General features: G+C 57.9%; 10 protein-coding genes. All 10 read left to right on the top strand.

What is annotated here, in order from left to right; genetic code table 11:
• Positions 1–125 precede the first annotated feature (125 nt).
• The 10 genes from ACYQ47_RS07690 (at position 126) to wecB (ending at position 14,030) form a co-directional block, all read left to right on the top strand.
• Positions 126–605 carry a hypothetical protein gene (locus tag ACYQ47_RS07690; RefSeq protein WP_459904998.1) on the top strand — a complete coding sequence of 160 codons (480 nt, stop codon included), beginning with the start codon at positions 126–128 and terminating at the stop codon, positions 603–605.
• 299 nt (positions 606–904) lie between these two features.
• Positions 905–1,798 carry a hypothetical protein gene (locus ACYQ47_RS07685; protein WP_459904997.1) on the top strand — a complete coding sequence of 298 codons (894 nt, stop codon included), beginning with the start codon at positions 905–907 and terminating at the stop codon, positions 1,796–1,798.
• A gap of 457 nt (positions 1,799–2,255) precedes the next feature.
• Positions 2,256–2,513: a PAAR domain-containing protein gene (locus ACYQ47_RS07680; protein ID WP_459904996.1), complete on the top strand. Its 258-nt coding sequence runs from the start codon at positions 2,256–2,258 to the stop codon at positions 2,511–2,513.
• A 3-nt stretch (positions 2,514–2,516) separates the two neighbouring features.
• On the top strand, positions 2,517–3,752 hold the full coding sequence (locus ACYQ47_RS07675; protein ID WP_459904995.1) for a hypothetical protein: 1,236 nt from the start codon (positions 2,517–2,519) through the stop codon (positions 3,750–3,752).
• Positions 3,745–7,269, top strand: a complete 3,525-nt coding sequence (locus ACYQ47_RS07670; protein ID WP_459904994.1) for an ImcF-related family protein — start codon at positions 3,745–3,747, stop codon at positions 7,267–7,269. Before ACYQ47_RS07675 ends, ACYQ47_RS07670 begins: the two co-directional genes overlap by 8 nt.
• Positions 7,269–8,849, top strand: coding sequence for a type VI secretion system protein TssA (gene tssA, locus ACYQ47_RS07665; RefSeq protein ID WP_459904993.1), 1,581 nt, complete (start codon positions 7,269–7,271; stop codon positions 8,847–8,849). Before ACYQ47_RS07670 ends, tssA begins: the two co-directional genes overlap by 1 nt.
• Positions 8,850–8,857: 8 nt before the next feature.
• Complete coding sequence (gene tssF / locus ACYQ47_RS07660; protein WP_459904992.1) at positions 8,858–10,705, top strand: type VI secretion system baseplate subunit TssF; 1,848 nt, start codon at positions 8,858–8,860, stop codon at positions 10,703–10,705.
• The gene (gene tssG, locus ACYQ47_RS07655; protein ID WP_309958300.1) at positions 10,669–11,811 is read left to right on the top strand and encodes a type VI secretion system baseplate subunit TssG; all 1,143 of its coding nucleotides are present in this window, start codon (positions 10,669–10,671) and stop codon (positions 11,809–11,811) included. The genes tssF and tssG overlap by 37 nt, the downstream gene beginning before the upstream one ends.
• A 21-nt stretch (positions 11,812–11,832) precedes the next feature.
• Entirely contained in the window at positions 11,833–12,363 is a 531-nt protein-coding gene (gene tssJ, locus ACYQ47_RS07650) for a type VI secretion system lipoprotein TssJ (protein WP_459904991.1), read from the top strand.
• A gap of 467 nt (positions 12,364–12,830) precedes the next feature.
• Positions 12,831–14,030, top strand: coding sequence for a non-hydrolyzing UDP-N-acetylglucosamine 2-epimerase (wecB, locus tag ACYQ47_RS07645; protein WP_244829942.1), 1,200 nt, complete (start codon positions 12,831–12,833; stop codon positions 14,028–14,030).
• Positions 14,031–14,034: the final 4 nt, after the last annotated feature.

Below are 14,034 nucleotides of genomic sequence, written 5' to 3'. Positions count from 1 at the left end.
GCGTGTAATCGTACCGCGTTAATAAAAAAATTCATGCATTGCCGTAGGGCTTAAGTTGTGAATTAACTTGCCAAGACTGGCTCATCGGCTGAATCGCTACAACCTAACGATCGAGTGAAAACAAAATGTTTAGTTTCCAGAAGATTATGGTTACACTCGCGCTCAGCGCCGGAACATTAAATGTTGCACACGCAGAATTGACGCTTTGTAAGGATTTTGAGGAAGTGTATTTCAGTTGTCATGCCAGCGGAAAAATAATATCCCTTTGTGCCTCTGGTAATATCTCGCCGAATAACGGCTATGTACAATATCGCATCGGAACGAAAGAGAAGATCGATCTCCAATATCCAGAACAAAGCATTCCGCCACGTAATAGATTCAATATTAGCGATGTTTTTGCAGCCAATGCAAGCTCAACACACATTAAGTTTCGACGCGGTGCCTATAACTACGTAGTGTACGCAAGCGCACTCGGCGGAGTTTATGTGAAACGAGGCGACGAACTTTTATCAAACAGAGTCTGTGAGCCAGGAATCTACCAAAGGTTCAATTCGCGAGCTTTCAGAGGCATCGAGACGGTGGCGCCGATTGATGGCATTGACTAACGGAAGACTATAGCTAATACCGCAAAAAGCAGTGGTATGGCGGATTACCACTTAAAGTGGGTAGAGTACCACGCAGACTTGTGCATCTAAGCCACAAAATAGCAGCATGTTGGCCGCGATTTTATTAACACGGTCAAGGAGATGTAAGCGATCTAAAGGATTTTCGCAAACGGTGTAAGTTTATTGAAGATCGCGCGATGCCATGGATCTCATCTTTTGCTTTGATGCATGTCAGTGCGAGAGTTTCGTAGAACCGATAGGATAGCCTCGTTTTTCCTAAAAATAAAGGGCGCAAAAAATTGAAATCTTTGAAGTGGAGAGAAGCAACCTGCGAGTGCTTGATTTTTGTTGTTCTACTTTCGGTCATGAATACGCCGGCTTACGCGCGCGAAAACGTACTTCGAGATGATTTCGAGAGGATTGGCGTTGTGAGTACATTGACATCTAAAAACGATCACGACAAGCTAAAAATCAGGTATCGTGCGACAGATGGGGTTGTCCATTTATATAATGTGGATAAATTCGATTCATGTAGCTCGATGGCAGTTTACAAGGTTCCAAGTGCGTATTCCATAGCCATTGACGGCAGCTGTTCGAGTCAAGGTGGACAGATTTTTACGAAAATTTATCAATGGGATAGCTCGTTCGGAAATTGGTGCTTACGACGGGAAGTAACAGGAGAAAAGCCCTACCTAAACTCTGGCGAGGTAGCCTCAAAAGAATATGTTTCGCGTGTCGAGGGCTGCTTTGCGCCAGGCGATCTCAGACCTCCTCGATATACGCCTTCAACCCAGTCGAGGAAAGCGGTGATTTCGCAGCTTCGTTATTTTCGGACCATCATAAAAGATGAGGCGGCTATTAAAGAATTCATCAGATTATTTCCGTTTTATAGCGTTGCAGAGCTAGTGCCGTATATTGATGTAAATACTGTGCAGGAGGTAAATGATATCGCTTTCTATCTTTCAAAGTATGATCGATCTTACGAGGCAATACCGTTGCTAGAGCGCATAGTGAGAGAATTCCCGGAACGAATTGTTGCCAAGCTTAACCTCGCTGACGCCTACTGGACGAACGGATTTGAGAGTAAGGCCATACCGCTTTATGTGGCTTACGAGGCCAAAATGAACCCACTCGGCTTAACCAAGAACATTCCATCGCGAGTAAAGAATCGACAGGCTGCAAAGGAAAATTAGACTTATGCACGCCGGATTGAATGTTGAGGCTTGAGTCGCAACTTAGGCAACGGTGTTTGGGCGATGTCCATCACATCTTTGACGAATACGCTGAGTATGCAAGCCATGAGAAATTTCGATAATTAAGTCAAATTGATGATTCTTAAAATGGTGTTTCCGCATAGGTCTTTGTTTTTTTGGAGCTCGTAACGGAGGTCCAATCCTCCGAATCGCAAAAGGGCCGCTAATTGGAAGACAAGACCAACCCGAACGGCGAATTGCACGCGCCTGCAAGGCGAAGCTGGACCGCAATGGGTGATGACCGCACCAGCGCCGTGTACGACGAGTCGCTACGGGTGGTTCCTTATCTGCAAAACCAAGCGTGACGTGGTCCCAGCAGGGCAAGCGCTTAGGCACCCAAAACCCAAGCTTCTAGATTGAACCGATTTCCGTTGGCGCGAAGCAAAACAAAACCATCATGAAAAACCTAGCATACGAAGGCAATGTCACCAGCCACGGCGGCAAGATCCTCTGCGGCTCCAACCGCATTAAAGTCAAAGGTCGACGTGCTGCCCGCATCGGAGACTTTGTCTCTTGCCCAATCCATGGCGACAACCGGATCGTCGAAGGAAGCAAGCGGATAAAAGATGGCATCACCTCACTGTCCCGTGATGGAGACCACACGGAATGTGGCGCGTACTTGATTGCATCCCCGCTCGGTGCTTCCGTCGAGTAGACGATGCCAATCGATTTCGAAAGAATTCCACCGAAAGCGGCGGTTCCCCTTGCACCCAGAGCGTCGCTCTTCCTTTGGGGTTCGTTGTTGGTGCTTGCACTGTGCGTTGGCGCAACCATGGCGATTTCTGTTTGGCGAGAGAGCCATAAGATAGATACGGCCTGGTTCTGGCTCTGCGCCGTCGGATACCCCATTCTGATTTGGGCCTTCTCGCTCTTTTCAACTTTGGCATACAGTTCCGCGGCGCGAGCATCAGCGCTTGCCAATAATCGAGTCAGCGAAGATGCAGAAGCAGCATGTCACGCTGCCGCCAGTAAGCCATTGACCGTTTATGGCTATTCCTGGCACTACTCTTCGGACAAGAAGGAAAACAGTCTCCAGAGCATCGTCGATGGAAAAGTTCGTTCAGAGTTGCGTCTGAGCGCTGCCGAGAGAGATAGAGAAGTCTTGGCGCGCTGGATAGACGTGCCCGGCGAGCCTTTTTATCCGAGCAACGAACTGGGGGAGCACACTCGTCATCTGGCCGTGTGCGAATGGCTGATCGATCAAATGCTCAGCGATCTAGAGTCGCCGTTGTTAGCTCTACCGGGAAAAAGCACGCTTCACGTACATCTCTGCTTGCACTCCAATCTCAAGACGCAGCCTGTGATTGATCGAATTTGCGCGTTGCTGAAAAAGCTTGGAAAGGCTGATCTCCGGATCAGTTGCGAAGACGTTTTTGCGCTCTTCACCACCGACGCGTGGCTGGATCAGAAAGACGAAAATACCTTTCATCTCGTCATTGCAATCGAACTTCGCAATGCCATAAGCAACGTGCTTGGCGGGGGAGTCGCCGAAGTAGGGGTTGCCGTGTTGCTTGGCTATGTCTCCAAGCCTGAGGCTGGCGGTCAGCCGGCAGTGCACCTGCACCGGCCGGTCAAGTCAGGCGTCGATAAGATCGCGGACGCGATTGGCCTTGCAAGCCGTTGGTCCGGGGCAAGTGGGCAGGAATTGAGCGCTGTCTGGATTGCTGGCTTGCAAGAAGATGATGTGGGCCTTGTTCGTCGGTCAGCGAAGCTCGATGAGCAAACCCAATTGATCTCGATCGAGTCGTCGGTCGGCGACTGCTCGGCTGCTAGCGGTTGGCTCGCGCTTGCGCTAGCTGCAGCAAGCGCAAGCGCGAGCCCCAACCCTCAATTGATTTTGGCACGGGAAGACGACGAAATGACCGCTCTGGTTTGCAGGAAAGAACGTGACTAAACAAAGAGAAAGACCGCTGGCGCTCTTAATTGCTATCGCTATTTTCATCGTCTATCTGGCATTGGCGGTTGGCTTGGCGGTAAAGGGCCCAAGCATTGGTTTGTCAGGAGACAAGCTGCTCATCGTTGAACTTTCGTTGTTTTGTGTGCTCTTGATATTGACTTTGCTGAGCAAGTTCTTCGAGGCAATCTTGCTCTTGATTGCATCGCTAAGGGCCACACGATGGTTCATGCGGTACGACGCGGAAAAAGGTAGTCCACCCGGTGGCACGGCTGACAACTTACGCTCGCAAGACTCGGCCGGCCGCGCGAAGGCATTAAAGACCGCGCTCGTTCATCGCTTCGGGTTGAGGTGGAGACACCGGGCTCGGTGGATACTCGTTGCCGGCGAGCGCTCGGTCGTGGATCGCATCGCGCCAGGACTTTCCACCAGCGGCTGGCAGATGATTCAAGGCGCCGTGTTGCTCCAGGGATGCCATGACGACGGTCAACCCGACGTGGAATGGTTAAAAAAACTTCGGCGGTTACGTCGTCACCGCCCTGTGGACGCAGTGGTTGCTTGCACTGAAGTGCTCGGCCCGGCAAGGACGCCCTTCGATGCAGAGGGCATGGCGCAGCGCCTCGTGCTTCAGGCTCGAACGTTGTGCTGGTCGGCGCCTGTCTATCTTGTCGATGCCGTCAGGTGTACCGGGAATATTTCCGCGTACGACGCATCGATTAGCGTGACGTGGTCGGATCGTCGCTCGAACTCGGCAGAACTTGAAACCACTCTAACGAATCTCGCCGGCAGTCTTGCAGGCAACGGGGTTGCACGCCTTGCTCGCGACCCGCTCGATCGGGCTGCGGCGGAGATGTCGCAACACATAGAGCGGTTTCGTGCCGCGTTACGTGTCCTCCTCGACACGGTTGGAACGTCGGGATTCTGGCGCAGTGATGTACACGGTTTGCTGTTTGCCCCGATTTGTGTTGAACAGGTCGAGGACGCAGATCGCGAAGTGAGCGAACAAGCTTTTGCATTGCCGTCTTATGACGCTCTTTGGAAATCCGTCTTAACGCAAAGTCGCGCTATCCATGGCCGCCGTGTGGGCGTGTCGTTATCGAGCGCGGCGGCATATGGCGTCATCGTTGTCCTGGGCATATTCGTCGCCGGCACGTTGCTTTCAGGCTTCGTCAATCGTTCAATGGTCCGAACTGATGCAGGCACGCTGGAAAGTCTGTCATCCGCGAAAGATCCCGAGCAACGACTGCAGGCGTTAAACGCGCTCGACTCACAACTCGACACGCTCGAAATCCGCAGGAAGGAAGGCGCACCGCTTTACACCCGCTTCGGTCTGAACCACGACGCCGCCCTATACCAGCGCCTCTGGCCGGCTTACCTCAACGCCGCCTCACGCGTCCTGATCGTTCCCATCAAAGCCAAACTCGAAAACCGCCTGAGCCAACTTGCCTCGCTATCGGATGCCGAAATCGCCAGTGGCGGCAACGCACAAGTTCAGGCAGCCTATGACACGCTAAAAACATATCTCATGCTCGCCAACCCCGAGCACGCCGACGCAACCTTCCTTACGACGCAGCTACTAGCCACCAACGAACCCGCGCGCCAGCAAAATGCGACGCTCACGCAAGGCGCGTGGGAGGACCTGCGCCAGCACGCAATTGCATTCTATGCAAGCCACTTAAAGCACGGGGCGTCGCCGGCCTTGACGCCCGACGCGGCACTGATAGCGTCGGCGCGTCAGACGATCATTGGCGTGCGCGGAATCCAGAATTCGACGGATGCGATCTACCAACAGATCATCGATGAAACCAAGCCCAAATATCCGCCGCTGACATTGGCCGGCATCCTCGGGGATCATCCTAGTCGCGGCCTCTTCGGCACGAGCGCCACGGTCCCGGGCGTTTTCACGCGCGCCGCTTGGGAAGAACGCATTCCCAAAGCGATCGACGAAGCGAGCGAACATCACACCGTCGCAGGCGATTGGGTGCTCTCAGACGCGAAAGCCGACAATACATCGCCGTCGGCGCTGAAGGCCGAACTTCGCCAACGCTACTTCGACGACTACTTCCGCGCCTGGGCGCAATTTCTCAACGGTATTCGCTGGCAGGATGCATCGTCGCTTTCCGGCACGGTCGATCAACTGACACTGCTCGGCGACCCGCAACGCTCGCCGCTCGTCGCGTTGATGGACGCAATCGTCTATCAGGCCGGCGCGGGCGCATCGACGCAAACGTTGTCGGACAGTCTGATCACGAAGGCACAGCAACTCGTGGGCGCCGACGAGAAAGATCCATCGAAGCGCGCTCAAGCTAGAAACACCCCGCTCGCCGAAGCATTCGGCCCCGTCCTGCGCCTGACCGGAAGCGATCTCGGGGCCGCAGCATCCGCGAATGGGAAAGGCGTGCCGCAACCTGTCGGCGACCTCAGTCTGCCGCGCTATCTCGAACGCGTCACCGCCATGCGCCTGAGAACGCAGCAGATGATGTCCAGTCCCGACCCGGACGCCATGTCGCGCGCCGCGGCGCAAGCGATGCTGCAAGGAAAGACTTCGGATATTGCTGACAGCCGCGACTACGCAAGCCGTGTGTCCGCGAGCCTCGGCGAGCGCTGGGCCGGTTTCGGCAAACTCTTTGAAGCTCCCTTCGACCAGACGTGGCAGGTTGTCGTGCGCCCCGCGTCCGCAAGTCTGAATGACATCTGGCGCACGGCCATTCTCGCGGACTGGAATCGCAACTTCGCATCCCGCTATCCGTTCGCGGATTCCGACAACGATGCATCGTTGCCCGATCTTGCGCGCTTCCTGCGGCTCGACAATGGCGTGATTGCGCAGTTTGTCGCGACGCAACTTGCAGGCATCATCGAACGGCAGGGCGATCACTGGGTCGCGGCGCAGGGCGCGAATCAGGGCGCGCTTACGCTCGATCCCGCGTTCCTTATCGCGCTCAACAAGCTCACGCGCGTCTCGACCGTGATGTTTCCATCCGGCGATGCACACGTCCGCTTCGATCTCCGTGGTGTACCAACTCCCGGCGTCACCGAAATGACGTTCGTGCTTGCGGGCCGCACGTTCAAGTACTTCAATCAGCAAGAAGAATGGATGCCCTTCGAATGGCCGGGCCAGTCGCTGGAGAACGTCACGCATCTGGAATGGGAAACGGCGCAAGGCGGCCTGCGCTCGGCCCTCGATGCCCAAGGCCGTTTCGGCGTGATACGCCTGCTCGAGCGTGCGAAGGTTACGCAACAGGACAGCGCGCGCTACTTGCTTTCCTGGACACCCGATCAAAGTCAGGCGCTGCCTCTTTCGGTGCAGATGCGCGCGGAAGGCGGTGCGGGTCCGCTCGATGTACTTGTGTTACGACACTTCGCCTTGCCGGAGCGCGTCTTCCTGGTTAATAACCCCGCGAAGACGAAGGCGACGTCGGCGGCCTCGAACCCTCCGCCCCTGCCTCCCGGAGCGTTCACTGCGGCGAATCAGTTGGGCATTCCCTTGCCGCAAGGCGCAACCATAGAGATGCATTGATGTTTGCTGGTCTTTTTAAAACGCTTTTCCCTTCGCGCGATGCTGCCCAATTTGCTCGCACTCGCCTCGACACTTGGGAGGCTTGGCTCGCGCCGCTTCCCGGAGATGCAGGCGTCGGTCGAGATCCCGGTTACGAAGACGCCTTCTTCAGCTTGAAGGATGAAGCAGGAAAACTTTCGGGCATCGACGATTCGTTGATTGTCCGCTCGTGCGAGCAAATCACGAAAGAAGTCGGCAAGGATCTGCGTGTCGCGGGCCATTACGCTTTTGCGCGATTGCGTCAGGACGGACCTGAAGGCTTCGTCGATGGTCTCGAACTCGCTGCTGCCATGATCGACCGCTTCGGCGATGCCATCTTGCCTTTGCGTCCCGAAGCCAGGAAGGGCGCGCTCGAAATGCTCGCCACTACACGCACGCTGGACTTGCTCGACAGCCGGGACGCTTTCGATCCTGGTGGTGTGGAGCGCGCGGTCGCCGCGCTCGATGCGATCGTCGGAAAGACACTCACATGGCCGGAAGCGGCGCGGCCCAACTTGCAGATGCTTGCCTCTCGCTTCCAACGCAAGGACGACGGCATACAAAGCGCCGAGCCGAGCACGACCGCGCCGATTCCATCGGCTCCGGCGCTTGCCGGTAGCGCCCCGATCGCATCGCAGCGCGAATTGCTCGATCAGGCTCGCACCATGGCAGCATGGTTGCGCGATCAGGAAAACGGCTATCTGCCTTCTGCGCGACTCGTGCGCAGTATCCGTTGGGATACGCTTCACGAAGTCCCGCCCGCGGATGCCGGCGCTCGAACCCGCCTCGCCGCGCCACGCGGCGAATTGCGTCAGCAGTTCAAGCGCCTCGTGTTGCAAAAGCAGTGGAACGAGTTGCTGGAACGCGTCGAAGCGGCGTTCATGGAAGGGGTCAATCACCTCTGGTTCGATCTGCAACATTTTCAGCACGTTGCGCTCGATAACGTAGGCACGCCTTATGATGCATGGCGCGATTTGCTGCGCGCGGATTTCGCGCTCTTTCTTGAACGTCTTCCCGGCATCGAGCGGCTTGCCTTCACTGACGGTACACCTTTCGCCGATGATGTCACGCTCGAGTGGATCGCGCGTCACGCCGTCGTGCGCGATCTTGACGCAGGCGAGAGTATCGCGGCGTTGCCGGTGTCGGCAAATGCCGCGGAAGGTGCGGCCGGAGACTGGCCCGAGATCGAAGCACAGGCGCGTGATTTGTCCGCGCGCGATGGTATTGAAGCCGCATTTATCTGGCTCGATGCGCTGCCGGGCATGAAGACAGACAAGCATCGCTATCTGCAGCGCCTGATGATGGCGCGTCTGGCCGAGCAGGCCGGCCGCGCGGATACCGCACTCTCACTTCTCGCGGAACTCGATGCCGCCACGCGCACCTTGCCTCTCGCACGCTGGGAGCCGGCGCTCGCTTTTGAGGTCAAGCAGCAATTGATGCGTGCATTGAAGACGATGAGTGCCCGCAAGGACGCCGACAAGACAACGCTGACCAACCGTATCGGCGAACTGCGTAGTGAACTGATCGTGCTGGACCCGGCGCGTGCGCTCACGCTGTCATGAAAACATAGATGAACGACGAATCGACACAAGACCCCAATCAGGACCTCTCGCGCGGCGATCCGGTCCTGCGCTACTACGAAGCAGAAATGCGTTATCTGCGCGAGTCTGGGCGCGAGTTCGCACGGGCGCATCCTGATCGCGCGCGCATGCTCAATCTCGATCGCGTGGGTGATCGCGACCCCTACGTCGAACGTCTTTATGAAGGTTTTGCGTTTCTCACGAGCCGGCTTCGGCAGAAACTCGACGACGAACTGCCGGAGCTGACAGAAGGCATCGTAAGCCTGCTCTGGCCGCACTACTTGCGGATGATCCCATCGCTGTCCGTCGTGGAACTCTTGCCGCAAGGCGAGCGGATGCAGAAAACCGCATACGTCCCGGCAGGCGTCGCGGTGCGCTCCGCGCCGATTTCCGTGCCGACGGATTCAGGCACAACCGCTGCGCCTCGGACGGTGCAATGCCTCTACCGCACGACGCAGCCCGTCGCCATGCAACCGTTGCGCCTCTCGCAGGCAGGCCCCGCGGTGCGGCACGACGGTCGTTCGGTTATTCGGATAGCCTTTGAACTGGATAACTCGGCGCGCCGCACGGAAACCGATCTCTCGCGCCTGCGACTACACCTGAGCGCGGATCAGCCGACGGCGTTTGCCATGCACCTTGCGCTGACCCGTCAGGTCGACGCCATCGAATGGCGCATCCCCGAGGTTCGTAACGGCGAGGCCCTGCCGTGCAAAGGCGCGAGCATCGAACCAGCAGGGTTCTCTCCTGAAGAACGGTTGTGGCCTAAGTCGGATGCTGCATTTTCGGGCTATCAGCTGCTGCTCGAATATTTCACGTTCCGCGAGAAGTTTCTGTTCGTCGATCTTTGCGGGCTCGACATCGACATGCTTCCGGTGGGCGCGACGCGCTTCGAGTTCGAAATTGTGTTGAAGCATGCATATCCGTCGGATCAGCGATTCAACAAAGACAATTTGCGTCTCTTTTGCACGCCGGTCATCAACCTGTTCAGCCTCGACGCCGAGCCGGTGGTAATCAACCATCACGAGACGGAGTATCGCGTGGTGCCCGCGGGGCATCAGGGCGGGCACGTCGAAACCTATTCGGTCGATGCCGCCGAATCTTTCGATCACGAAACCGCCGAGCGCTTCGAATATGTTCCCTTCGCGACGTTTCGACATCGCGGAGGCATGTTGCGGCACGAGTCGCCCGAACGATACTTCCATACGCGCGTGCGGCCGGGTATGGACGGTCTACACGAGACGTGGGTGATTCTTGGCGGACATGCATGGGATTCGATGCAGACGCTGCCAGAGGAAAGCATATCGCTACGCGTGACCGGCACCAACGGAATGTTGCCGCGTAAGGGTTTGCGCGAAGCGCGCATCGACGAGCTCGCGCTCAGCACGCCAAACGTGGGCGGCGTGCGCAATCTCGTCGCGCCGACGCTGCCGCTTTATCCGCCCACCGGCGACCGGTTTCAGTGGCGCGTGTTGTCACATCTCGCGCCGAATTTTCTATCGATGCTCAACGCCGAGGTCTTGCGCGGCGCGCTCGCACTTTATGACTGGACCAACGACGAACTCAATCGGCGGCGGCTCGCCGGCATTCTGCACGTCTCGGAGCAACTGCTGGAGGAGATTTCCGGCGGCGCTGTGGAGCGCGGCGTGCTGATCGAAGTGACGCTCGACTCGCAGGCGTTCTCGGGCGAAGGCGACGTGATGCTGTTCGCCGAACTGCTGCATCGCTTCTTCGAACTGTATGCGGAAATCAATCTCTTCACGAAGCTCGCCATCGTGAGTCTGCCGTCGCAGGCTCGCATCGAATGGCCGCGCAGCAAGACGCGGCGTGCTCCGCTATGACGGCGCGCGATCTATCGGGGGTCGAACCGTTCGTCGCCGCGTTGCTCGCGCGCGCGCCACGAATGAGCTTCATGCAACTGTGCCGTCTTTTTGAGGCGAGCGAGCCGAACAGGCCGGGTTTCGGCGAGCGTGATACGCCCGAACACGAACCCGTGCGCTTCAGGCCGCGCCCGCGCATGGGCTTTCCCGCAGGCGAAATGGCGAGTGTCGAATTCGCGGACGAGGGCGATGCCCTGCTTGCGCCTACCGTGCGCACTACGTTCATGGGTCTGTACGGCGTCGATGCGACGATGCCGACGCATTATCTCGACGATATCGTCCAGCGCGAGGAGGGGCACGAAGCAGTCGAAGCGTTTCTCGACCAATTCAATCATCGGCTGGCGACGCTGCTTTATCGGACGTGGAAGAAGTATCGCTATCCGGAAAGTTTTTGCCACGGCGGTACGGACCAGCACTCGCAAAAGCTTTTGTGTCTTGCTGGTTTCGGCTGGGGCAACAAGCCCGCGCGCGCCGGTTTGCCAGATTCGCGCATGCTCGCCTTGCTAAGTCTGATGGTCCAACGTACTCGCACGCCGGAGGGTCTGGCTGGCGTCATTGCGCTTGGTGCGCCCGGCGTGGAGGTCAGGGTCGATGAGTTCTGGCCGGTTGCGAAGCGCACGGAACAGGGTTCGCCGCTAAGCGCGAAAGACGTGGGTGCCGCAAGCGCCGGCAGCAAGCGACGTGGCCTCGGCGGAGGTTATGTGCTCGGCAAGCGAATTACCTATCGAAGCCGTGCGGTGCGTGTGACGATGCGTCCGCGCGACGCCGAGCAGGCCAACGATCTCCTGCCCGGTGGGTGGCTGCATCGCGATCTGATGGCACTGGTGCGTCTCTATATCGGCGTCAAGGCCGATGTGCATTTGCGCGTGCAGATGTCCTCGCGTTTCGTTCCGACACCGGCGGTTGGCGTCCTGCTGGGGGCGCGCGCCCCGCGGCTCGGCTGGACCGTGGTGCTGCCCTCCGAGGCGGAACGCGACATCGAGATATCGCTCGGTGTGTGCGAGGCGCTTCCTGCTCCCGGCATCAATCCTTATCTCAAGCCATATGTCAGCCCGCACGCGGCGTGACTTCAATAGCAGAAGGCAATCATGTTGAAACGATTTAGCGCAGCAAGCGTCGCCGCGACGCTGCTGCTTTCCGGATGCGGCGCTTGGCAAACCGTTTCCGATACCTCGGTCGACGCTTATAACGCAGTCTTCCACAAACGGGTGAAAGTGCTCGACGTAGATCTGACCGCGCGCGCCGGGCTGAATCAGGACGCGGCGGGTCGTTCGACTTCAGTGGCGGTACGCGTTTATCAACTGAAGGACCGCAAGCTATTCGACAGCGCGGCCTATGGCGATCTCATTCGTGACGACAAAACCATGCTCGCGCAGGATCTCCAGGCAAGCCTAGGCGTGGTGGTCAACCCAGCCGCATCGGTGAGTCTTTCACAGCCATTGGAAAAGGAAACGGCATACATAGCGATCGCCACTTTCTATCGCGATCCGCCTGCGAACGGAAGCTGGAAGCAGGTCGTCGAGGCAAAGAAGCTGTCCGCCGATGCTCCGCTCAAACTCGAGCTATCCGATCGGCAAATAACGGAGCTCACCGATACTAAGGCAAGCGGCAAGAAATAGACTTGCGCACCGGGGCACTGATTCAGTTCGACGGACATTTCGCTCGCGAACCGCGTTCCTCACTACGGACAACGTCCGCCCGCTATCCATGCTCACGGGAGTCTGCATGGCGGGCTGCGCAGCGAATGATAGAAGACGGCTGTGTCACGGCAATAGCATTCGCTGCCAGGCAAGTGCCCGACGTCCCTCGCCCTCGACGCTCATGGGAAATCCATGAGTTCGGTACTACTGGATATCGACGTGGATTGATCGTATAAAACGGCCGTGCGCATGAGGCGGCTGCGCGCTTCGAAGTGTGGGAAAAAAACTAACCGTTCCGGTAAAAACCACCGTCCATGCCTTGACAAAACATGGCCACGCGAGAGCAGAAAGCTCTCGTTAGACTTTTTTACACTTTAGTTGGCAGAAGGTTTCTAAACGTCTGAATACAATCGAAATTGTTAAAGATTGTGTAGCCGTCGGGACCAATGACAACGAAGCGAACAACGATACTGTCCATTTTTGGGACGCGCCCCGAAGCCATCAAGATGGCGCCGCTCGTCAAGGCGCTGGAAGCGGAGCCGGGCGTTCGGTCCATCGTGTGTGTAACCGGTCAGCATCGCTCGATGCTGCAACAGGCGCTGGATCTCTTCGACATCGCTCCGCAGTACGACCTCGCGGTCATGTCCGAGAACCAGAGTCTGAACGGGCTGGCCGCGCGGCTGATCGGCGCGATCGATAACGTCATCGAAGAAGAAAAGCCGTGCCGCATTCTCGTGCACGGCGACACCACCACGGCAACGGCAGGCGCGCTCGCGGCGTTTCATCGGCGCGTGCCGGTGGCGCACGTCGAAGCAGGCTTGCGTACCGGCGACATGACGCGGCCTTGGCCGGAAGAAATGAACCGCCGCGTGGTCGATGTCATGAGCGACCTCATGTTCGTGCCGACGCAGCGCTCGGAACAGAACATCGCGCGCGAGACGCTGCAAGGCCGCTCGATCATCACGGGCAACACGGTAATCGACGCGCTTCTGTCAGTGACGAAGCGCATCGACTCGAACGCCACGCTGCGAGCCTCGCTCGATGCTCGCTTCCCGTATCTCGACGATTCGAAACAACTCGTGCTCGTGACCGGTCATCGGCGCGAAAGCTTCGGCCAGGGTCTGCGCGACATCTGCGCGGCGCTCGGCGAGATCGCCCGGCGTGACGATGTTCAGATCGTCTATCCGGTGCATCTGAATCCGAACGTGCAGGCCACAGTGATCAGCGCGCTCGGCGCCTCGCCGAACGTGTTCCTTATCCAGCCGCAGAACTACATGGGCTTCGTGCGTCTCCTGCAGCGCGCGTCCATCGTATTGACTGACTCTGGCGGCGTGCAGGAAGAAGCGCCCGCGCTCGGCAAGCCGGTGCTCGTGATGCGCGATGTCACCGAGCGCCCCGAAGCCGTGCAGGCCGGCACCGCGCGGCTCGTCGGCACGGATCGCCATGCAATCGTTTGCGCTGTGTCGCTGCTTCTCGACGATGAAAGCGCCCGCGCCGCCTTCGCCCGCAGCGTGAACCCCTATGGCGACGGCCATGCCTCGTCGCGCATCGTCTCGGCGTTGCTGGACCGTCCTTTCGAGGAGTTTCGCCCCGACTTGCGCGTGTCCGAGGAGCAGCATCGTCTGATGCGCGCGGCGGTTGCGTAGTGCG

It is taken from the genome of Caballeronia sp. HLA56 (genome assembly GCF_054655155.1).
The sequence above is the reverse complement of the archived record's forward strand: the minus strand, read 5'-3'. Positions and strand labels throughout refer to the sequence as shown.

Coding starts and splice junctions, on each gene's coding strand:
- ACYQ47_RS07680 (WP_459904996.1), top strand. CDS start 2,256: ATGAAAAACCTAGCATACGAAGGCAATGTCACCAGCCACGGCGGCAAG.
- ACYQ47_RS07675 (WP_459904995.1), top strand. CDS start 2,517: ATGCCAATCGATTTCGAAAGAATTCCACCGAAAGCGGCGGTTCCCCTT.
- ACYQ47_RS07690 (WP_459904998.1), top strand. CDS start 126: ATGTTTAGTTTCCAGAAGATTATGGTTACACTCGCGCTCAGCGCCGGA.
- tssF (WP_459904992.1), top strand. CDS start 8,858: ATGAACGACGAATCGACACAAGACCCCAATCAGGACCTCTCGCGCGGC.
- tssG (WP_309958300.1), top strand. CDS start 10,669: ATGGCCGCGCAGCAAGACGCGGCGTGCTCCGCTATGACGGCGCGCGAT.
- tssA (WP_459904993.1), top strand. CDS start 7,269: ATGTTTGCTGGTCTTTTTAAAACGCTTTTCCCTTCGCGCGATGCTGCC.
- tssJ (WP_459904991.1), top strand. CDS start 11,833: ATGTTGAAACGATTTAGCGCAGCAAGCGTCGCCGCGACGCTGCTGCTT.
- wecB (WP_244829942.1), top strand. CDS start 12,831: ATGACAACGAAGCGAACAACGATACTGTCCATTTTTGGGACGCGCCCC.